This window comes from Citrobacter sp. CK189 (assembly GCF_030333505.1).
Lineage (GTDB): Bacteria > Pseudomonadota > Gammaproteobacteria > Enterobacterales > Enterobacteriaceae > Citrobacter_B > Citrobacter_B koseri.
Genome location: NZ_JAOWFV010000036.1, coordinates 96945 through 115020 on the forward strand (window position 1 = coordinate 96945; position 18076 = coordinate 115020).

At 55.2% G+C, this 18076-nt stretch carries 18 protein-coding genes; 9 read left to right on the top strand and 9 right to left on the bottom strand.

Translation table 11 applies throughout. The annotated features are described in order from the left end of the window. The first annotated feature begins 4 nt into the window (after positions 1 to 4). The 3 genes from OGV83_RS06900 to OGV83_RS06910 are packed head-to-tail and all read left to right on the top strand — an operon-like array spanning position 5 to position 2843. Positions 5 to 991, top strand: coding sequence for an ABC transporter substrate-binding protein (locus OGV83_RS06900; protein WP_286463325.1), 987 nt, complete (start codon positions 5 to 7; stop codon positions 989 to 991). Further along, positions 988 to 2070, top strand: coding sequence for a FecCD family ABC transporter permease (locus tag OGV83_RS06905; protein ID WP_052194398.1), 1083 nt, complete (start codon positions 988 to 990; stop codon positions 2068 to 2070). The genes OGV83_RS06900 and OGV83_RS06905 overlap by 4 nt, the downstream gene beginning before the upstream one ends. After that, positions 2067 to 2843 (top strand): ABC transporter ATP-binding protein, encoded by a 777-nt coding sequence (locus OGV83_RS06910; protein ID WP_286463327.1) that lies wholly within the window; start codon positions 2067 to 2069, stop codon positions 2841 to 2843. Before OGV83_RS06905 ends, OGV83_RS06910 begins: the two co-directional genes overlap by 4 nt. A 102-nt stretch (positions 2844 to 2945) precedes the next feature. On the opposite strand, the gene gpmA is transcribed toward OGV83_RS06910, so the two are convergent. The 7 genes from gpmA to modE all read right to left on the bottom strand — a co-directional run bounded on the left by gpmA (position 2946) and on the right by modE (position 10725). Continuing rightward, positions 2946 to 3698 carry a 2,3-diphosphoglycerate-dependent phosphoglycerate mutase gene (gpmA, locus tag OGV83_RS06915; protein ID WP_012133230.1) on the bottom strand — a complete coding sequence of 251 codons (753 nt, stop codon included), beginning with the start codon at positions 3696 to 3698 and terminating at the stop codon, positions 2946 to 2948. A 221-nt stretch (positions 3699 to 3919) separates the two neighbouring features. Continuing rightward, positions 3920 to 4960: a galactose-1-epimerase gene (galM, locus tag OGV83_RS06920; RefSeq protein WP_275055151.1), complete on the bottom strand. Its 1041-nt coding sequence runs from the start codon at positions 4958 to 4960 to the stop codon at positions 3920 to 3922. Further along, on the bottom strand, positions 4954 to 6102 hold the full coding sequence (galK, locus tag OGV83_RS06925; RefSeq protein ID WP_275375891.1) for a galactokinase: 1149 nt from the start codon (positions 6100 to 6102) through the stop codon (positions 4954 to 4956). The genes galM and galK overlap by 7 nt, the downstream gene beginning before the upstream one ends. A gap of 3 nt (positions 6103 to 6105) precedes the next feature. Next, positions 6106 to 7152, bottom strand: a complete 1047-nt coding sequence (gene galT, locus OGV83_RS06930; protein ID WP_286451403.1) for a galactose-1-phosphate uridylyltransferase — start codon at positions 7150 to 7152, stop codon at positions 6106 to 6108. 9 nt (positions 7153 to 7161) lie between these two features. Continuing rightward, a complete protein-coding gene (gene galE / locus OGV83_RS06935) occupies positions 7162 to 8178 on the bottom strand; it encodes a UDP-glucose 4-epimerase GalE (RefSeq protein WP_024130520.1) in 1017 nt (338 codons plus the stop codon). A gap of 218 nt (positions 8179 to 8396) precedes the next feature. Beyond that, on the bottom strand, positions 8397 to 9869 hold the full coding sequence (modF, locus tag OGV83_RS06940) for a molybdate ABC transporter ATP-binding protein ModF (RefSeq protein WP_286463328.1): 1473 nt from the start codon (positions 9867 to 9869) through the stop codon (positions 8397 to 8399). A 67-nt stretch (positions 9870 to 9936) separates the two neighbouring features. Continuing rightward, the gene (modE, locus tag OGV83_RS06945; RefSeq protein ID WP_012133223.1) at positions 9937 to 10725 is read right to left on the bottom strand and encodes a molybdenum-dependent transcriptional regulator; all 789 of its coding nucleotides are present in this window, start codon (positions 10723 to 10725) and stop codon (positions 9937 to 9939) included. A gap of 128 nt (positions 10726 to 10853) precedes the next feature. Here modE and OGV83_RS06950 point away from each other — a divergent pair, with 128 nt between their 5' ends. The 4 genes from OGV83_RS06950 to modC all read left to right on the top strand — a co-directional run bounded on the left by OGV83_RS06950 (position 10854) and on the right by modC (position 13767). Continuing rightward, a complete protein-coding gene (locus tag OGV83_RS06950) occupies positions 10854 to 11003 on the top strand; it encodes an AcrZ family multidrug efflux pump-associated protein (RefSeq protein ID WP_024130518.1) in 150 nt (49 codons plus the stop codon). Between the two features lie 240 nt (positions 11004 to 11243). Continuing rightward, positions 11244 to 12017: a molybdate ABC transporter substrate-binding protein gene (gene modA / locus OGV83_RS06955; RefSeq protein ID WP_012133221.1), complete on the top strand. Its 774-nt coding sequence runs from the start codon at positions 11244 to 11246 to the stop codon at positions 12015 to 12017. Further along, entirely contained in the window at positions 12017 to 12706 is a 690-nt protein-coding gene (modB, locus tag OGV83_RS06960) for a molybdate ABC transporter permease subunit (RefSeq protein WP_012133220.1), read from the top strand. Before modA ends, modB begins: the two co-directional genes overlap by 1 nt. Before the next feature lie 2 nt (positions 12707 to 12708). After that, positions 12709 to 13767 carry a molybdenum ABC transporter ATP-binding protein ModC gene (gene modC / locus OGV83_RS06965; RefSeq protein WP_012133219.1) on the top strand — a complete coding sequence of 353 codons (1059 nt, stop codon included), beginning with the start codon at positions 12709 to 12711 and terminating at the stop codon, positions 13765 to 13767. Here modC and OGV83_RS06970 read toward each other — a convergent pair whose 3' ends face one another. After that, on the bottom strand, positions 13768 to 14586 hold the full coding sequence (locus OGV83_RS06970) for a pyridoxal phosphatase (RefSeq protein ID WP_012133218.1): 819 nt from the start codon (positions 14584 to 14586) through the stop codon (positions 13768 to 13770). A gap of 163 nt (positions 14587 to 14749) precedes the next feature. Here OGV83_RS06970 and pgl point away from each other — a divergent pair, with 163 nt between their 5' ends. After that, positions 14750 to 15745: a 6-phosphogluconolactonase gene (gene pgl / locus OGV83_RS06975; protein WP_198448343.1), complete on the top strand. Its 996-nt coding sequence runs from the start codon at positions 14750 to 14752 to the stop codon at positions 15743 to 15745. Positions 15746 to 15804: 59 nt separating this feature from the next. Here pgl and OGV83_RS06980 read toward each other — a convergent pair whose 3' ends face one another. Then, positions 15805 to 16743 carry a LysR family transcriptional regulator gene (locus tag OGV83_RS06980; RefSeq protein WP_047458020.1) on the bottom strand — a complete coding sequence of 313 codons (939 nt, stop codon included), beginning with the start codon at positions 16741 to 16743 and terminating at the stop codon, positions 15805 to 15807. Positions 16744 to 16941: 198 nt separating this feature from the next. On the opposite strand from OGV83_RS06980, the gene OGV83_RS06985 reads away from it, so the two are divergent. After that, a complete protein-coding gene (locus OGV83_RS06985; protein ID WP_130028166.1) occupies positions 16942 to 17997 on the top strand; it encodes a 4-oxalomesaconate tautomerase in 1056 nt (351 codons plus the stop codon). Positions 17998 to 18076 lie beyond the last annotated feature (79 nt).

Sequence of the window (18076 nt, forward strand, 5' to 3'; positions counted from 1 at the left end):
AGTCATGACGCTAACCCGCATTTTCCCCGCGCTGGCCTGGCTGGTGGCGGGGAGCCTGTTTGCCGCGCAGCCGCACAGCGATGTGCGCATCGCTTCGCCGTGGCCGGCGCAAAACACCATCATCACCATGCTGGGGTATGGCGATAATATTGTTGGCACGTCGATGATTGCAAAGACGATTCCGCTTTTTCGCCAGAGTCTGCCGCGTATTGAGAATGTCGCCGTTGTCAGCGTCAACAGCGGTCACGAACTGGACCCCGAGCAGATCATCTCGCTCGGTACGCAACTGTTGTTTGTGCCGAAATCGATGACGGTGCCGAGGGCGTTGCTGCTCCAGCAGGCGGGGGTGCGCGTACTGGCGTTTGAGGCGAACTCCATGCAGGCGCTGACCGCCCGGGTGCATAAAACAGCGGAGGTGCTGGGGCCGGATGCGCAGGATAAAGCGCAGCGGTATCAGCAGTATTTTGACCGCAATGTGGCGCGGGTAAAGGCGCGCTTAAGCGATCTTCCTGAAGATCAGCGAATGACCCTCTATCACAGCATGGGCAATCCGCTGACCACTTCCGGCAGGCCGTCGCTTAATCAGGACTGGATGGATCTGGCCGGTGCAAAAAACGTCGCCGAGCGCTGGTTTAGCCACAAGCAAAACCGGACGGGGGAAGTCGCTCTTGAGCAGATTGTCGCGGCAAATCCGGCGGTGATTGTCGCCATGAATAAGCGGGATGCGGATGCCATCCTGACTTCTCCCCAGTGGGCGCAGGTGGACGCCGTGATTCATCATCGCGTGTATGTGAACCCGAAAGGGATGTTCTGGTGGTGTCGGGAGACCAGCGAAGAGGCGTTACAATTCCTCTGGCTGGCAAAAACGCTCTATCCGCAGCGCTTTGCCGATGTGGATATGCGCAAGGAGACCCGCCGCTTTTACCAGGACTTCTTTGGCATTACACTCAGCGACGCGCAGATTAGCGATGTGCTCAATCCGCCGAAATGACTCTACAGGTAAGGAACGTTATGTCGCTATCCGCTAATGCTCCGTCGATCGACGATCGCTACCGTCTTGTGGTACGCAAGCGGTTGATGCTGGCGCTGCTGATTATTGCGGCGATAGTCGCCTCGCTGGTGCTGGACTCTACGCTTGGCCCGTCTGGTCTGTCGCTCGGCGAGCTCTGGCAAACGCTGCTGCACCCGGCAAGCGTTAATGCGGGGACGCGCGTTATCGTCTGGGATATCCGTTTACCCTATGCGCTGATGGCGTTACTGGTGGGAATGGCTTTGGGGCTGGCGGGCGCCGAAATGCAGACAATCCTGAACAACCCGCTGGCGAGTCCGTTCACGCTGGGCGTTTCTTCCGCAGCGGCCTTTGGCGCTGCGCTGGCGATCGTGTTGGGTATCGGCATTCCCGGCGTTCCTGCCGCCTGGTTTATTCCCGCGAATGCCTTTGCTTTTGCGCTGCTGTCCGCCCTGCTGCTGGACGGGATTACTCGCTGGACGCGCGTGGCGACCTCTGGCGTGGTGCTGTTCGGTATCGCGCTGGTGTTTACCTTTAATGCGCTGGTGTCGATGATGCAGTTCGTTGCCGATGAGGACACGCTACAGGGGCTGGTGTTCTGGACGATGGGCAGCCTGGCGCGCGCGTCGTGGGAAAAGCTCGGCGTGCTGGCGTTGGTGTTTGCCATTGTGCTGCCGTGGTCGATGCGTAGCGCCTGGCAATTGACGGCGCTACGGTTGGGGGAAGATCGGGCGATGAGTTTTGGCATTGACGTGCGGCGCCTGCGCCTGTCGTCTCTGCTGCGCATCAGCCTGCTATCGGCGCTGTCGGTGGCGTTTGTCGGGCCAATCGGTTTTATCGGTCTGGTCGCGCCGCACATTGCGCGAATGCTGTTTGGTGAAGATCACCGGTTCTATCTGCCGGGCAGCGTGTTGACGGGGGGGCTGGTGCTGTCGCTGGCCTCGATCGCGTCGAAGAATATTGTTCCTGGGGTGATCATCCCGGTAGGCATCGTAACGTCGCTGGTGGGTGTGCCTTTCTTCCTGAGCATTATTTTGCGCCACCGGGGGAGCATGTCATGAGCGGGTTGATCCTCAAGGGAATAAGCGCCGGTTATCCGAAACACCCGGTTATTCGCGATCTCAGCGTGCCTGAGCTGCCGCGCGGTAAAATTACCGTTCTGCTGGGGCCGAACGGCTGCGGGAAATCAACGTTATTACGCGCGCTGGCCGGGCTGAATAAAGCCCGTGGCGAGGTCATGCTGGACGGTGAGAACCTGATGTCGCTGCCGTTTGCCCGGCGTGCGGAAAAGGTGGTGTTTTTACCGCAGTCGCTGCCGCAGGGCGTACATCTGCATGTGCTGGAGTCAATTATTGTGGCGCAGCGGACGTCCGGCGGGCGGGATGGCGCGAACAGCCACTCGCAGGTGCTGGCAATCCTGGATCAACTCGGCATTGCGCATCTGGCGCTGCACTATCTTGACCAGCTTTCCGGCGGCCAGCGGCAACTGGTGGGGCTGGCGCAGTCTCTGATTCGCTACCCGGAACTTTTGTTGCTGGACGAGCCGCTTAGCGCGCTGGATCTGAACTATCAGTTTCACGTTATGGATCTGATCGCGCGGGAAACGCGGGCGCGCAATATGGTGACGGTTGTGGTGGTGCATGACATTAATATCGCGCTACGCCACAGCGAACATGTGCTGATGCTGAAGGAGGGCAAACTGGTGGCCAGCGGCGCGCCGGAAGCGGTTATTACCGCAGAAAGCCTGGCGGAAGTGTATAACGTTCGGGGTCGTGTGGAACGTTGTTCACAGGGCAGGGCGCAGGTGGTGCTCGACGGGGTTATCGGGGTTTAAGTGCATGTATTGCCGGATGGCGGCTTACGCCTTATCCGGCCTACGGGACGCATATTGCCAACCCGTAGGCCCGATAAGCGAAGCGCCATCAGGCAAATCAGATTACTTCGCTTTACCCTGGTTCGCCACGGCCGCCGCTTTTGCCGCGATCTCGTCAGCGTTACCCAGATAGTAATGTTTGATCGGTTTGAAGTTTTCGTCGAACTCGTACACCAGCGGTACACCGGTCGGGATGTTCAGTTCGAGAATCTCTTCTTCGCTCATGTTATCCAGGTATTTCACCAGCGCACGCAGAGAGTTACCGTGAGCGGCGATGATGATGCGCTCACCGCTTTTCATGCGCGGCAGAATGGTTTCGTTCCAGTAAGGGATCACGCGATCGATAGTCAGCGCGAGGCTTTCAGTCAGCGGTAGCTCTTTCTCGGTCAGTTGCGCATAACGCGGATCGTGGCCCGGGTAACGCTCGTCATCTTTGGTCAGCTCCGGCGGGGTTACGGCAAAACCGCGACGCCACTGTTTAACCTGCTCATCACCGTATTTTTCAGCGGTTTCCGCTTTGTTCAGACCCTGTAGTGCGCCGTAGTGACGTTCGTTCAGCTTCCAGGATTTTTCAACCGGCAGCCAGGCCTGATCCAGTTCGTCCAGGACGTTCCACAGCGTGTGGATGGCACGTTTCAGCACGGAGGTATAAGCAAAATCGAAGCTATAGCCTTCCTCTTTCAGCAGTTTACCTGCCGCTTTTGCTTCACCCACGCCTTTCTCGGACAGGTCAACATCGTACCAACCGGTGAAACGGTTTTCGTTGTTCCACTGACTTTCGCCGTGACGTACCAGAACCAGCTTAGTTACAGCCATACTCTCACTCCTCAAGCTTTATTGAATGATAATAATTCTCATTATATTGCCGTGACAGGTCAGCGGCAACGCTTACGCATAACCATAGCGAAAATAGTGACGCAGTGTAAGGTTCTTGTGAACCCGGAGTTGCGATTTTGTCTTTGAGTGGTGGGGATTTGAGCAAAGCGACGCGCCACAGGCCCGATAGCTGGCACCATCGGGCCTGTTATGGCTCATCGTCAGGCCGGAATAAACTGATATTCCGTCAGGCTGGCGTACTCGTCGCCGGGATGCAACACGCAGTCAGGTTGCGGCCATTCCGGGTGGTTCGGGCTGTCTGGCAGAAATTCGCTCTCCAGCGCCAGGCCTTGCCAGTCGGCATAAGGTTCAGGCCCGCGCGACGGCGTGCCGCCCAGATAGTTGCCGGAATAGAATTGCAGCGCCGGAGCGGAGGTATAAACTTTCATCTGCAATTTCTCATCCTGCGACCACAGAAGCGCGGCTGGCTGGCTGGCATCGCCTTTGGTCTGCAATAAGAAGGCGTGATCGTAACCTTTTACCTTGCGCTGATCGTCATCGGCAAGAAACGCGCTGGCGATGGTTTTTGCGCTGCGGAAGTCGAACGAGGTTCCGGCAACGGATTTCAGCCCGTCGCGTGGAATACCGCTTTCATCAACCGGTAGGTACGTATCAGCCAGAATCTGTAGCTTGTGCTGGCGTACGTCTGACTGCTCGCCGTCCAGGTTAAAGTAAACGTGATTGGTCAGGTTCACCGGGCAGGGCTTATCTACCGTCGCTCGATAGGTAATGGAGATTCGGTTATCGTTGGTGAGACGATACTGCGCGGTGGCGCAGAGATGGCCGGGGAAGCCCTGATCGCCATCGTCAGACGTCAGTGCGAACAGCACCTGACGATCGTTCTGGTTGACTATCTGCCAGCGACGTTTGTCAAAGCCGTCCGGCCCGCCGTGCAGTTGGTTTTCACCCTGGCTCGGCAGCAGGCTGACGGTTTCACCCGCCCAGGTGTAACGGCTGTTGGCAATGCGATTGGCGTAGCGGCCAATCGATGCGCCAAGAAAGGCGGCCTGATCCTGGTAATATTCCGGGCTGGCGCACCCCAGCAACGCTTCACGGACGCTGCCATCGGTTAGCGGGATACGGGCGGAAAGTAGTGTGGCGCCCCAGTCCATCAGTGTGACCACCATCCCTGCATCGTTGCGCAGGGTGAGCAGGCGGTACGGCTGACCATCGGGCGCCAGTGCGGGCGTTTCGTTTAGCACTGTCCGGCTCCTTGTGAGGGTTTGCATACGTAAAACGTTTCTTTGATTCCGGTTTTCGCTTCATACTGCGTGGCCACGGCCTGCTGTACGGCAGGAACCAGCGTTTCCGGGATCAACGCGACGACGCAGCCGCCGAAGCCGCCGCCGGTCATGCGTACGCCGCCTTTATCGCCGATGGTCGCTTTCACAATTTCGACCAGCGTGTCGATCTGCGGGACGGTGATTTCGAAGTCATCGCGCATTGAGGCGTGAGATTCCGCCATCAATTCACCCATGCGTTTCAGGTCACCTTTCTCCAGCGCGCTGGCGGCTTCAACGGTACGGGCGTTTTCGGTCAGTACGTGGCGAACACGTTTGGCGACAATCGGGTCCAGCTCGTTGGCCACCGCGTTGAACGCCGCAAGGCTGACATCGCGCAACGCCGGTTGCTGGAAGAAACGCGCGCCCGTTTCACACTGCTCGCGGCGGGTATTGTACTCGCTGCCCACCAGCGTACGTTTAAAGTTACTGTTGATGATCACCACCGCCACGCCTTCCGGCATGGAAACCGCTTTCGTACCCAGCGTGCGGCAGTCAATCAGCAGGGCATGATCTTTTTTACCCAGCGCGGAGATCAGCTGATCCATAATGCCGCAGTTACAGCCGACGAACTGATTCTCCGCTTCCTGGCCGTTGAGCGCGATTTGCGCGCCATCCAGCGGCAGGTGGTACAACTGCTGGAATACGGTGCCGACCGCGACTTCCAGCGACGCAGAAGAACTGAGTCCCGCGCCCTGCGGCACGTTGCCGCTGATAACCAGATCCGCGCCGCCAAATGCGTTATTTCGTTTTTGCAGATGCTTCACCACGCCGCGCACGTAGTTTGACCACTGCTGGCTGTCGTGGGTAACGATCGGCGCATCAAGGGAGAATTCATCAACCTGGTTGTCGTAGTCAGCCGCAATCACGCGCACTTTGCGATCGTCACGCGTGGCGCAGCTAATCACCGTCTGGTAGTCGATAGCGCAAGGCAGCACGAAGCCGTCGTTGTAATCGGTGTGCTCGCCGATCAGATTGACGCGACCAGGCGCCTGAATGGTATGGGTAGCAGGGTAGCCGAAAATTTCTGCAAACAGAGATTGTGTTTTCTCTTTCAGACTCATTATTTAAACTCCTGATTCGCGAAAATGAATGTCGCTGACCGCGCGCAGACGCTCCGCCGCTTGTTCTGCCGTCAGATCGCGCTGGGTCTCCGCCAGCATTTCATAACCGACCATAAATTTACGGACGGTCGCGGAACGCAGCAGCGGTGGATAAAAGTGCGCGTGCAGCTGCCAGTGCCCGTTCTCTTCACCGTTAAACGGCGCGCCGTGCCAGCCCATGGAGTAGGGGAAGGAGCACTGGAACAGGTTGTCATAACGACTGGTCAGCTTTTTCAGCGCCAGCGCCAGGGAGTCGCGCTGATCGTCGGTCAAATCGGTAATGCGCAGCACATGCGCTTTGGGCAGCAGCAGCGTTTCAAACGGCCAGGCTGCCCAGTAAGGCACGACCGCCAGCCAGTGCTCGGTTTCAACCACCGTACGGCTGCCGTCCGCCAGTTCGCGCTGCGCATAATCCACCAGCATTGGGGAGTGATGCTCGGCGAAGTAGGCTTTTTGCAAACGATCTTCACGCTCGGCTTCGTTCGGCAGGAAGCTGTTGGCCCAAATCTGGCCGTGCGGATGCGGGTTGGAGCAGCCCATCGCCGCGCCTTTATTCTCAAAAACCTGCACCCAGGGGTAGATTTTTCCCAGATCGGCAGTCTGTTCTTGCCAGGTTTTGATGATGTCGGTCAGCGCGGGGAGGCTCAGTTCTGGCAGCGTCTTGCTGTGATCGGGAGAAAAGCAGATCACGCGGCTGGTGCCGCGGGCGCTCTGGCAACGCATTAACGGGTCATGGCTGTCCGGCGCGTCCGGGGTGTCAGACATCAGCGCGGCAAAGTCATTTGTAAAGACATAGGTGCCGGTGTAATCCGGGTTTTTATCTCCGGTTACGCGCGTATTGCCCGCGCACAGGAAGCAGTCCGGGTCATGGGCGGGAAGCGCCTGCTGAGATGGCGTTTCCTGCGCCCCCTGCCAGGGGCGCTTTGCGCGATGTGGTGAAACCAGAATCCACTGTCCGGTTAGCGGGTTAAAACGGCGATGTGGATGATCGACAGGATTAAATTGCGTCATGACATGTCCTTAGTCTGGATATCCCTGCGGATGGCGTGATTGCCAACGCCAGGTGTCCTGTGCCATTTCGTCAAGTGTGCGGGTTACGCGCCAGTCCAGTTCGCGGTCGGCTTTGCTGGCGTCCGCCCAGTAGGCCGGAAGGTCGCCTTCACGGCGTGGGGCAAAATGATAAGCAACGGGTTTACCGCAGGCTTTGCTGAAAGCGTTAACCACATCCAGCACGCTGTTGCCAACACCGGCGCCAAGGTTGTAAATATGCACGCCTTGTTTACCAGCCAGTTTTTCCATCGCGGTTACGTGGCCGTCGGCAAGATCCATCACATGGATGTAATCACGCACGCCGGTGCCGTCTTCGGTAGGGTAGTCGTTGCCAAAGACCGCGAGCGATTCGCGACGGCCAACGGCGACCTGGGCGATGTACGGCATCAGGTTGTTAGGAATGCCCTGCGGGTCTTCGCCCATATCACCTGACGGATGCGCGCCGACCGGGTTGAAGTAGCGCAGCAGGGCGATGCTCCAGTCCGGCTGCGCTTTTTGCAGGTCGGTCAGGATCTGTTCGACCATCAGTTTACTTTTGCCATATGGGCTCTGCGGCGTGCCGGTCGGGAAGCTTTCGACATAAGGAATTTTGGGCTGATCGCCGTAGACGGTGGCGGAGGAGCTGAAGATGAAGTTTTTGACATTGGCGGCGCGCATGGCGCTGATTAAACGCAGCGTACCGTTGACGTTGTTGTCATAGTATTCCAGCGGTTTGGCGACGGATTCGCCCACGGCTTTCAGACCGGCAAAGTGAATGACGGCGTCAATCGCGTGGTCATGCAGAATTTCAGTCATCAGCGCTTCGTTACGAATATCGCCTTCAACGAAAGTTGGGTGCTTACCACTTAATCGCTCAATAACAGGCAGTACGCTGCGCTTACTGTTGCAGAGGTTATCAAGGATGATGACATCGTGACCGTTTTTCAGTAACTGTACACAAGTATGACTTCCAATGTAACCGCTACCACCGGTGACCAGTACTCTCATAATTCGCTCCGTTAAGCCTATGGTATGGAATAACCATAGCATAACAAAGATGCGAAAAGTGTGACATGGAATATATTAGTGGAATCGTTTACACTTCGGTTTTTTCACCCGCCGATGACTGTTATTTAATGATAAATCATATGCTTTAAGAATGATTGCGCCTTTTATCTGAAAAAGCAGTGAAAAAAGGGGCGTGGTCGCACGCCCCCAATGAACCGCTAACGCAGCGTCGTCTGTTGGTAGCGGTAACTCTCGCCTTCCGGTACAAACTCCAGCCGATGGGTAATGCAGCCTGGGGCGTCTTCCGCGTGATGGGAGACAAACAGCAACTGCGTTTCTCCCTCGCTAATCAGTACATCGACAAAGCGGCGAACGAGTTGACGATTCAGCGGGTCCAGGCCTTGTAATGGCTCATCAAGAATCAGCAGCGTAGGGTGTTTGACCAGCGCACGGGCGATCAGCGCCAGCCGTTGTTGCCCCCAGGACAGGCTGTGGAAAGGCGCATCCGCAGTGCGTTTGTCCATTCCCAGAATATCCAGCCATTGCTGCGCCAGCTTGTGCTGCCTGTCGGAAACCGCCTGGTAGATGCCAATTGAGTCAAAGTAACCGGAGAGAATGACATTACGCACCGTGGTGCTGACGCGATAATCCAGATGCAGGCTACTGCTGACATAGCCGATATGTTTTTTGATATCCCAGATTGTTTCACCACTCCCGCGACGGCGGCCAAACAGCGTCAGGTCGTTGCTGTATCCCTGCGGATGGTCGCCGGTGATTAAACTTAGCAGGGTGGATTTTCCCGCGCCGTTAGGCCCGACAATCTGCCAGTGTTCACCCGGATTCACCTGCCAGCTCAGATGCTTAAGAATAGGGCGGTCGTTATAGGAGACGACGCCATCGTTGAGAATAATGCGCGCCGCGCCGTCCGGCAGGGCGTGACGGGCAGAAGGTTCATCCGGCTCGGGCAACTTTACGCCTTCCAGTCGTTCGCTATGCGCGAGTTGGGCAATCAGCGCCCGCTGGAGCAAATCCGCTTTTTCCCCCGTTTCCGTTAACGTGCAGTCGGCAAGGACTCCCGCATACTGAACGAATTCGGGGATCTCATCGAAGCGGTTTAACACCAGCACCAGCGTGTAGCCCGACTGGTGCAGCGTGGCGAGAAGATTCGCCAGTTGCTGGCGGGAGGCGACATCCAGCCCGTCAAACGGCTCATCGAGGATTAATAAATCCGGCTCTGACATCAGCGCCTGACAAAGCAGCGTTTTGCGCGTTTCGCCCGTAGAAAGGTATTTAAAACGTCTGTCGAGCAGAGAAGAAATGCCAAACTGCTGCGCCAGTTCAGCGCAGCGGGCGGGATCGCTCACCTCATCCTGAATGATTTCTGCCGTAGTACGTCCGGTGTCGTCTTCGCCAGGGCTGAGCAGGTCGGTGTTATTGCGCTGCCATTCATCGCTGACCAGTTTTTGCAACTGTTCGAATGAGAGGCGGGTGACGCGCGCGAACTGAGACTGGCGCTCGCCTTTCAGTAGCGTCAGTTCTCCCGCCAGCGCGCGGGCCAGCGCCGATTTCCCGCTTCCATTGGTGCCGACAAAAGCCCAGCTATCTCCCGCCTGCAACGTCAGCGCACTTAACTGAAGCGTTTTTGTGTCGCTCAGGCGAAACGTACCTTGCGAAATATGCAATGATGACATTTTGTATCCCATTTTTTGCAGCGATGAATGACAGGGATACGTGTTCAAAGAACAGATGTCAATGCACTTAGCACAACGTAGCGATAATCACTCTGTCAGCATTAAAATATGCCGTCACGTTAGCACCTTCTTCCAGCGTGGCGGTCTCTTCAACGGGCAGGGTGGCGCATAACGTCTGGCCGTCAGGTAATGTCATGAGAACTTCGCACTGCTCGGCGCCGCGTTCAATATGGCTGATGGTTCCCTGAAGCTGGTTGTCGGCAGCCCGGGCAATCGCCTCGTCCTGGGTAATGCCAACCCACGGCGCTTTCAGCAGGATCAGGACTTCTTTACCTTCATCAAGGCCAAGACGCTCGCCGCTTTGCGCAGTGATGGCGACCTTCAGTCGCGTTTCGCCGTCGGCCAGCAGCACATCGACATGCTGTTGAACCTGATCGTGATCGCGTGCGGTAATGGTGCCGAACCACTGGTTACGGGCGCTGGTTTGCAAAGAGAAACGGGAAATGGCGGCCAGCAGGCTGTCGAGCGGCAGGGCGTCGTCGTCGCTCAGCACGTCGAACGCTTTTTGCTGAATCTGGGCGAGCAAATCGTAAAGCTGGATCAGGCGCTGACCGTAGCGGGTCAGTATCGCGCCGCCGCCGCCTTTGCCGCCCGTTGCGCGCTCGACGAGCGTCTGCTCGCTGAGTTGGTTCATCTCGTTAATGGCATCCCAGGCGCTTTTGTAGCTGATGCCCGCATCTTTCGCCCCCTGGCTGATGGAGCCGGAAAGCGCGATATGCTTGAGCAGCGAAATGCGGCGGGGGTCCGCAAACAATTTTTGTTGAAGTTTGAGTGTAAGGAGGATTTCGGCCTGCATAACAAGATCCTGGCAAAAGGGTTATTGTGACGGAAAACCGCTTCCGCGCAAAGTCGACCGCACAAAAGGGGAGTGCTTTTCTCATTTATGCAGTTAGAATATCAAAAGAATCCTATCTGGAGTTGACCATGTTAGAGTTATTGAAAAGTCTGGTATTCGCCGTAGTCATGGTTCCGGTGGTCATGGCCATCATTCTGGGGCTGATTTACGGTCTGGGTGAAGTGTTCAACATTTTCTCCGGTATCGGTCAGAAAGACCAGTCCAGACAAAACCATTGATTTTTAAACGCCCGCTCAGTCGGGCGTTTTACTTTCTTCGACTTTCAGGCCGCATTTTTGTTGGCTGTGCCTGTGAGTCTCAGCGCAACCCGAAATCCATTGGGTAGCGCCCCTCAAGATCCTGCTTTTTCTGCCGATATTTTCTTTGCGTAACCTCAATTGGGTATCAATAACTTCTGGGAAAAACCTTATTTTCTCGCTATATTTGCGCCTACATAACGACACTCAAAGGAGTTACAGATGGCACGTACATGGTTACGCCTGTTTGCTGGGGCAACATTATCTCTGACTGTTGCCGGACATGCGCTGGCGGATGAAGGGAAAATCACCGTATTCGCGGCGGCTTCGCTGACCAACGCAATGCAGGATATTGCGGTTGAATACAAAAAAGAGAAGAACGTTGACGTTGTCTCTTCATTTGCCTCTTCTTCTACGCTGGCTCGCCAGATTGAAGCGGGAGCGCCAGCGGATCTGTTTATCTCTGCTGACCAGAAATGGATGGACTACGCGGTAGACAAAAAAGCGATTGATACCGCAACGCGTGAAACGCTGCTTGGCAACAGCCTGGTTGTGGTCGCGCCAAAAGCCAGTGAACAGAAAGACATCACCATCGACAGCAAAACCAACTGGACGACTCTGCTGAATGGCGGTCGTCTGGCGGTGGGCGACCCGGAACACGTTCCGGCTGGCATTTATGCAAAAGAAGCGCTGCAAAAACTGGGCGCATGGGATACCCTGGCGCCGAAACTGGCTCCTGCGGAAGACGTGCGTGGCGCACTGGCGCTGGTGGAGCGTAGCGAAGCGCCGCTGGGCATCGTTTACGGTTCTGATGCCGTTGCCAGCAAAGGCGTGAAAGTGGTTGGCACGTTCCCGGAAGATTCCCATAAGAAAGTGGAATACCCGATCGCGATTGTTGATGGACACAAAAACGCAACGGTCAGCGCGTTCTATGACTACCTGAAAGGACCGCAGGCTTCCGAAATCTTTAAACGTTATGGATTTACGACGAAGTAATGATACTGACTGATCCAGAATGGCAGGCCGTTCTACTGAGCCTGAAAGTTTCTTCCCTGGCCGTGTTGTTTAGTCTGCCGTTTGGGATCTTTTTTGCCTGGTTGCTTGTGCGATGCAAGTTTCCAGGCAAAGCGTTGCTCGACAGCGTACTGCATCTGCCGCTGGTTTTACCGCCCGTGGTGGTCGGTTATCTGCTGCTTATCGCGATGGGCCGACGCGGATTTATTGGTCAGTGGCTTTATGACTGGTTCGGCATTACCTTTGCCTTTAGCTGGCGAGGCGCCGTGCTGGCGGCGGCGGTGATGTCTTTCCCGTTAATGGTTCGCGCTATTCGTCTGGCGCTTGAAGGGGTCGACATTAAGCTGGAGCAGGCCGCCAGAACGCTGGGCGCAGGACGCTGGCGTGTTTTCCTCACCATTACGCTACCGCTGACATTGCCTGGCATCATCGTCGGGACCGTGCTGGCGTTTGCCCGTTCGCTCGGCGAGTTCGGCGCCACCATCACTTTCGTGTCTAACATTCCGGGTGAAACCCGCACCATTCCTTCCGCGATGTATACCCTGATCCAGACCCCTGGCGGCGAAAGCGCGGCGGCGAGATTGTGCATTATTTCTATTGTGCTGGCGCTGATCTCATTGTTGATTTCGGAATGGCTGGCGCGTATCAGCCGTGAGCGCGCGGGGAGATAAACATGCTGGAACTCAATTTCTCCCAGACGCTGGGCACCCACTGTCTGACGCTCAATGAAACGCTACCTGCCAATGGGATCACCGCTATTTTTGGCGTTTCCGGCGCCGGGAAAACATCGCTGATCAATGCCATCAGCGGACTGACGCGCCCGCAAAAAGGGCGCATTGTGCTCAATGGTCGCGTGCTTAATGATGTTGAAAATGGCATCTGCCTGACGCCGGAAAAACGGCGCGTCGGTTATGTGTTCCAGGATGCCCGACTGTTTCCGCATTACAAAGTGCGTGGCAATCTGCGCTATGGCATGGCGAAAAGCATGGCCGGACAGTTCGACAAGCTGGTGGATTTGCTCGGTATCGAACCTTTGCTGGAGCGTTTGCCTGGCAGCCTTTCCGGCGGGGAAAAACAGCGTGTGGCGATTGGCCGCGCGTTGCTGACCGCGCCGGAGCTACTGTTGCTTGATGAGCCGCTGGCTTCGCTGGATATTCCGCGCAAACGCGAACTGCTGCCGTATCTGCAACGCCTGGCGCGCGAAATTAATATCCCCCTGCTGTACGTCAGCCACTCGCTGGACGAGATTTTACATCTGGCAGACAGAGTCATGGTGCTGGAAAACGGGCAGGTGAAAGCGTTTGGCGCGCTGGAAGAGGTCTGGGGCAGCAGTGTGATGCACCCGTGGCTGCCGAAAGAGCAGCAGAGCAGCATCCTGAAAGTGAGCGTGCTGGAGCATCATCCGCATTATGCAATGACCGCGCTGGCGCTGGGCGATCAGCACCTGTGGGTCAACAAACTGGAAGAGCCGCTGCAAACCGTGCTGCGTATTCGTATTCAGGCCTCGGACGTGTCGCTGGTATTACAGCCACCGATGCAAACCAGTATCCGTAATATCCTGCGGGCAAAAGTGGCAAACTGTTATGACGATAACGGGCAGGTGGAAGTCCAGCTTGAAGTCGGCGGGAAAACGCTGTGGGCGAGAATCAGCCCGTGGGCCAGGGATGAGCTGGGCATCAAACCTGGCCTGTGGCTGTACGCGCAAATCAAGAGTGTTTCAATTACCGCCTGATTACAGCAGGTGGGTATAAATAAACTTCGCAATGCTGTCCGTGGTGTTATCGCCGATCACGATATTCGCCCGTGTTTTCACCGCGTCGTCAGCATTGCCCATCGCGACGCCGGTGCCTGCCGCTTCCAGCATACTGATATCATTGTAGTTATCGCCAAACGCCACCACATTCTCCATCGACCAGCCCTGCGCTTCAATCCATTGGGTAAGGCGCTTCCCTTTGCTGTTCCCTTTACGCGCGATATCCACCTGATCGTGCCAGGACCATTCGCACTCCAGACCCAGTTGATGCTCAACCTGCTGCACGAACTGTTGCAGTTTTGGCAGATTTTCATCGGTCAGCGCGAATTTCCAGACGGCGTTGACGTCGCGTGCCGACTGCGCCAGCGACGGCACCTGAGTAAAGGTCGGGCGCTGTTCCGGCGGCAGCGTCTGCGCCCAGTTAGCGGTACGGATCACATGGCCGGTCGGGCGTTCATAAACCATCGCGTCATCAACGTACATCAGACCGTGAATCTGATGCGCATCCAGCAGATCAATCAATTGCAATGCCTGATCGACAGGCAGCGGATCGGCTTCAAGAACATTTTTTGCTTGATAATCATACAAGTAAGTGCCGTTACAGCAAATTGCAGGTGTATCCAGCGCCAGTGCCTGATAAAAAGGATGAATCGCAACGTGATGACGGCCAGTGACGATGATAAGTTGGTAGCCTGCCTCTCTGGCGCGAGAAAGCGCCTCAAGCGAGGAGGGGAGCAATGTTTTTTTCGGCGTCAGTAAGGTGCCGTCTAAATCCAGGGCAATCACACGAGCGGTCATAGGGAGTTCCAGATTAAGGTTGAGAATTTTGCCTGTGGGAATGGTACACCGAGACGGTTGGCCGGACAAAATTCTGAGCGTTAATTCAGCATTCACCGTTAAAAGCGTCTACGTTAAGCTGTATTCCGCAATTGCAGACAGTTGCCATAAGGAAGGAGTAGTCATGAAGCAAACCGTTTATACCGCCAGCCCTGAGAGCCAGCAAATTCACGTCTGGAGCCTGAATCATGACGGCTCGCTGAAGCTGGTGCAGGTGGTTGATGTACCGGGGCAGGTTCAGCCGATGGTGGTCAGCCCTGATAAGCGCTATCTCTATGTTGGCGTCCGTCCTGAGTTCCGCGTGCTGGCTTACCGTATTGCGCCAGATGACGGCGCGCTGACCTTCGCGGCGGAGTCCGCTCTGCCGGGTAGCCCAACCCATATCTCTACCGATCATCAGGGCCGTTTTGTGTTTGTTGGCTCGTACAATGCCGGTAACGTCAGCGTGACCCGTCTGGATGATGGCCTGCCGGCTGGCGTGGTGGATGTCGTTGAAGGGCTGGAAGGGTGCCACTCAGCGAATATCTCGCCGGATAACCGGACGCTGTGGGTGCCTGCGCTGAAGCAGGATCGCATTTGCCTGTTTACGCTCAGTGACGACGGCAAACTGGTCGCCCAGGAACCGGCGGAAGTCACCACCGTTGAGGGGGCCGGGCCGCGCCATATGGCGTTCCACCCGAACCAGCAATATGCCTACTGCGTGAATGAACTGAACAGCTCTGTTGATGTCTGGGAGCTGAAAGATCCGCACGGCAATATTGAATGCGTGCAGACGCTGGATATGATGCCTGCCGATTTTTCTGACACGCGTTGGGCGGCGGATATCCACATTACGCCGGATGGCCGTCATCTGTATGCCTGCGACCGTACCGCCAGCCTGATTACCGTTTTTAGCGTTTCTGAAGACGGCAGCGTACTGACGAAAGAGAGCTTCCAGCCGACTGAAACGCAGCCGCGCGGCTTTAACGTCGATCATAGCGGTAAGTACCTGATTGCCGCCGGGCAGAAGTCACACCATATTGCGGTGTATGCCATTGCCGGTGAGCAGGGGCTGCTGACGGAGAAAGGCCGTTATGCGGTAGGCCAGGGGCCAATGTGGGTCGTGGTTAACGCGTATTAATATTCCGTGACGTTGTGCCCGGTGGCGCTCGCTTACCGGGCCGTCGGCCGGATACGGCGTTATTGTTGCCGCTGTGGTTCAGCAAAGGGCGTCCACAGCGTGTCTTTATCATCGGCCCAGACATTCAAAAGCAGAGAGAAAAAACGCTCTGCCGGAGGAGAGAGAACGGCGTCTTTGCGCCGGATAATCCCTAACGTGCGTCTGATAACGGGTTCGATCAACGGGATTCCGATAAGCGTGGGATGCACTGTCTGAGGCATTGCCAGCCCCGGTAGCGCAGAAATACCCAGCCCGGCCTCAACCAGGCCAAGCGAGGTTGATAAATGACGAACCTCGTAAAACCAGTCCAGCTTCCAGGGTTTATCCGCCAGATTGTGCTCAATAAGCAGCCTGTTACCGCTGGATGACCGCACGCCAATCAATTTGTAGCCCACCAACTCCTGCCATTCGACCAGTTGCTTACTGGCTAAGGGATGGTTTCGTCGACAGGCCAGAACAAACGGTTCATTCACCAGCGGGGTGAAGTCAATAGCAGAATTTGTGATGCTGTTCATATTTATGCCGAAATCAGCTTCGTTACCCAACACCGATTCCATGCAGTTGTTCGTACCTTTTTCAAGAATTCGTATTTTGATATTGGGGTACAACTCATTAAACTTTCCGATAGCAAGGGGTAAAAAATAGAAAACAGCGGTCGGAATACAGGACAATGTGATCGTGCCGTGGTGATAAGCATTCATTTCGCGAACATTAAAAAGAGCTTCATCCAATTTTCTTATTAATTCTCTGGCTTCCGGTAACAGCATCCTCCCCGCTTTTGTTAATTCTACTTTACGTGTTGTTCTCTCAAAAAGCAGGGTATGTAAATCATCTTCCATCTTTTTTATTCTGCGAGTTAATGCAGGTTGCGTAATGTTAAGTAATTTAGCGGCTTTGTTAAATGATCCTGCCTCTGCCAGTGTGACAAATGCCTTCATACTTGATAATTCGTGTTTCATCATAACTCCAGAAAATAGAATCCAGGGATTCCCTGATTTGCTGCCCCAGGAGAGAAAAACGTAGTTTATATGTAAATTATCCGTCTTGATTAATGCAAATAAATTATCAATCATAAATTTAAAGTCATTAGCCTCTCTATTCTGCGCGTGCAACCATGTCCTCATTAACGCTAATGTTTTTTAATTGAGGGCAATGTTATGAAAAAAATTCCCTGCACGTTGATGCGAGGGGGAACATCCAGAGGGGCGTTTTTATTAGCAGAACACCTTCCTGAGGAGAGACAGCGGCGCGATGCCATATTGATGGCAATTATGGGATCGGGGAATGAGCTGGAAATAGATGGCATTGGCGGCGGTAATCCGTTGACCAGTAAAGTGGCCATTATCCGTCGTTCGGATGACTCAAAAGCAGATATCGACTATTTATTTGCTCAGGTTCTGGTACATGAACACCGCGTTGATACCACGCCGAACTGTGGAAATATGCTTTCCGCGGTAGGCGCATTTGCGATTGAACATGGCTTAATTGAGACTACGCCGCCCGTCACGCGCGTGCGTATACGTAATGTAAATACAAATACGTATATCGAAGCGGACGTGCAGACGCCGGACGGCGCCGTTGAGTACGAAGGCCAGGCAAAAATCGATGGCGTACCGGGAACGGCCGCGCCCGTGGCACTCACGTTTTTGAACGCTGCTGGCGCCAAAACCGGGCAAATTTTTCCGACCGGTCATCGTGTCGATCATTTTGATTCCGTTGCCGTCACCTGTATTGATATGGCGATGCCGGTGGTTATTATCGCTGCCGAAGATGTCGGTAAAACGGGTTATGAATCCCCTGCGGAACTTGATGCCGATACTGAATTATTGCGCCGCATTGAATCCATCCGTTTGCAGGCGGGTAAAGCGATGGGGTTAGGCGACGTCAGCAATATGGTTATTCCTAAACCGGTGCTTATTTCCCCGGCCAGACGGGGCGGGACGATCAATGTGCGCTATTTTATGCCGCACTCCTGCCATAAGGCGCTGGCGATTACTGGTGCTATCGCGCTTGCCAGTAGTTGTGCGACAGAAGGGACGGTCGCCCACCGGATGACGCAATTGACGGACTATGGCGATATAAATATCGAACACCCGGGCGGGTGCCTTGATATTCATTTAACAAATGAAGGTAATGAGCCTTCTTCAATACGTGCTTCTGTTATTCGCACAGCAAGAAAGATTTTTGCAGGTGAAGTTTATATTCCTGAATGATGTTGATCTCATTTCGCTGTGATTAAGGAAAATTAAACAATGCCTTTTCTGTATAACGAATACAGATAAATCAGGGTGC

What these genes read in the sequence shown, in the direction of transcription:
- OGV83_RS06900 (WP_286463325.1), top strand. Translation starts at nt 5, where the DNA reads ATGACGCTAACCCGCATTTTCCCCGCGCTGGCCTGGCTGGTGGCGGGG.
- OGV83_RS06905 (WP_052194398.1), top strand. Translation starts at nt 988, where the DNA reads ATGACTCTACAGGTAAGGAACGTTATGTCGCTATCCGCTAATGCTCCG.
- OGV83_RS06910 (WP_286463327.1), top strand. Translation starts at nt 2,067, where the DNA reads ATGAGCGGGTTGATCCTCAAGGGAATAAGCGCCGGTTATCCGAAACAC.
- gpmA (WP_012133230.1), bottom strand. Translation starts at nt 3,698, where the DNA reads ATGGCTGTAACTAAGCTGGTTCTGGTACGTCACGGCGAAAGTCAGTGG.
- galK (WP_275375891.1), bottom strand. Translation starts at nt 6,102, where the DNA reads ATGAGTCTGAAAGAGAAAACACAATCTCTGTTTGCAGAAATTTTCGGC.
- galT (WP_286451403.1), bottom strand. Translation starts at nt 7,152, where the DNA reads ATGACGCAATTTAATCCTGTCGATCATCCACATCGCCGTTTTAACCCG.
- galE (WP_024130520.1), bottom strand. Translation starts at nt 8,178, where the DNA reads ATGAGAGTACTGGTCACCGGTGGTAGCGGTTACATTGGAAGTCATACT.
- modF (WP_286463328.1), bottom strand. Translation starts at nt 9,869, where the DNA reads ATGTCATCATTGCATATTTCGCAAGGTACGTTTCGCCTGAGCGACACA.
- modE (WP_012133223.1), bottom strand. Translation starts at nt 10,725, where the DNA reads ATGCAGGCCGAAATCCTCCTTACACTCAAACTTCAACAAAAATTGTTT.
- OGV83_RS06950 (WP_024130518.1), top strand. Translation starts at nt 10,854, where the DNA reads ATGTTAGAGTTATTGAAAAGTCTGGTATTCGCCGTAGTCATGGTTCCG.
- modA (WP_012133221.1), top strand. Translation starts at nt 11,244, where the DNA reads ATGGCACGTACATGGTTACGCCTGTTTGCTGGGGCAACATTATCTCTG.
- modB (WP_012133220.1), top strand. Translation starts at nt 12,017, where the DNA reads ATGATACTGACTGATCCAGAATGGCAGGCCGTTCTACTGAGCCTGAAA.
- modC (WP_012133219.1), top strand. Translation starts at nt 12,709, where the DNA reads ATGCTGGAACTCAATTTCTCCCAGACGCTGGGCACCCACTGTCTGACG.
- OGV83_RS06970 (WP_012133218.1), bottom strand. Translation starts at nt 14,586, where the DNA reads ATGACCGCTCGTGTGATTGCCCTGGATTTAGACGGCACCTTACTGACG.
- pgl (WP_198448343.1), top strand. Translation starts at nt 14,750, where the DNA reads ATGAAGCAAACCGTTTATACCGCCAGCCCTGAGAGCCAGCAAATTCAC.
- OGV83_RS06980 (WP_047458020.1), bottom strand. Translation starts at nt 16,743, where the DNA reads ATGAAACACGAATTATCAAGTATGAAGGCATTTGTCACACTGGCAGAG.
- OGV83_RS06985 (WP_130028166.1), top strand. Translation starts at nt 16,942, where the DNA reads ATGAAAAAAATTCCCTGCACGTTGATGCGAGGGGGAACATCCAGAGGG.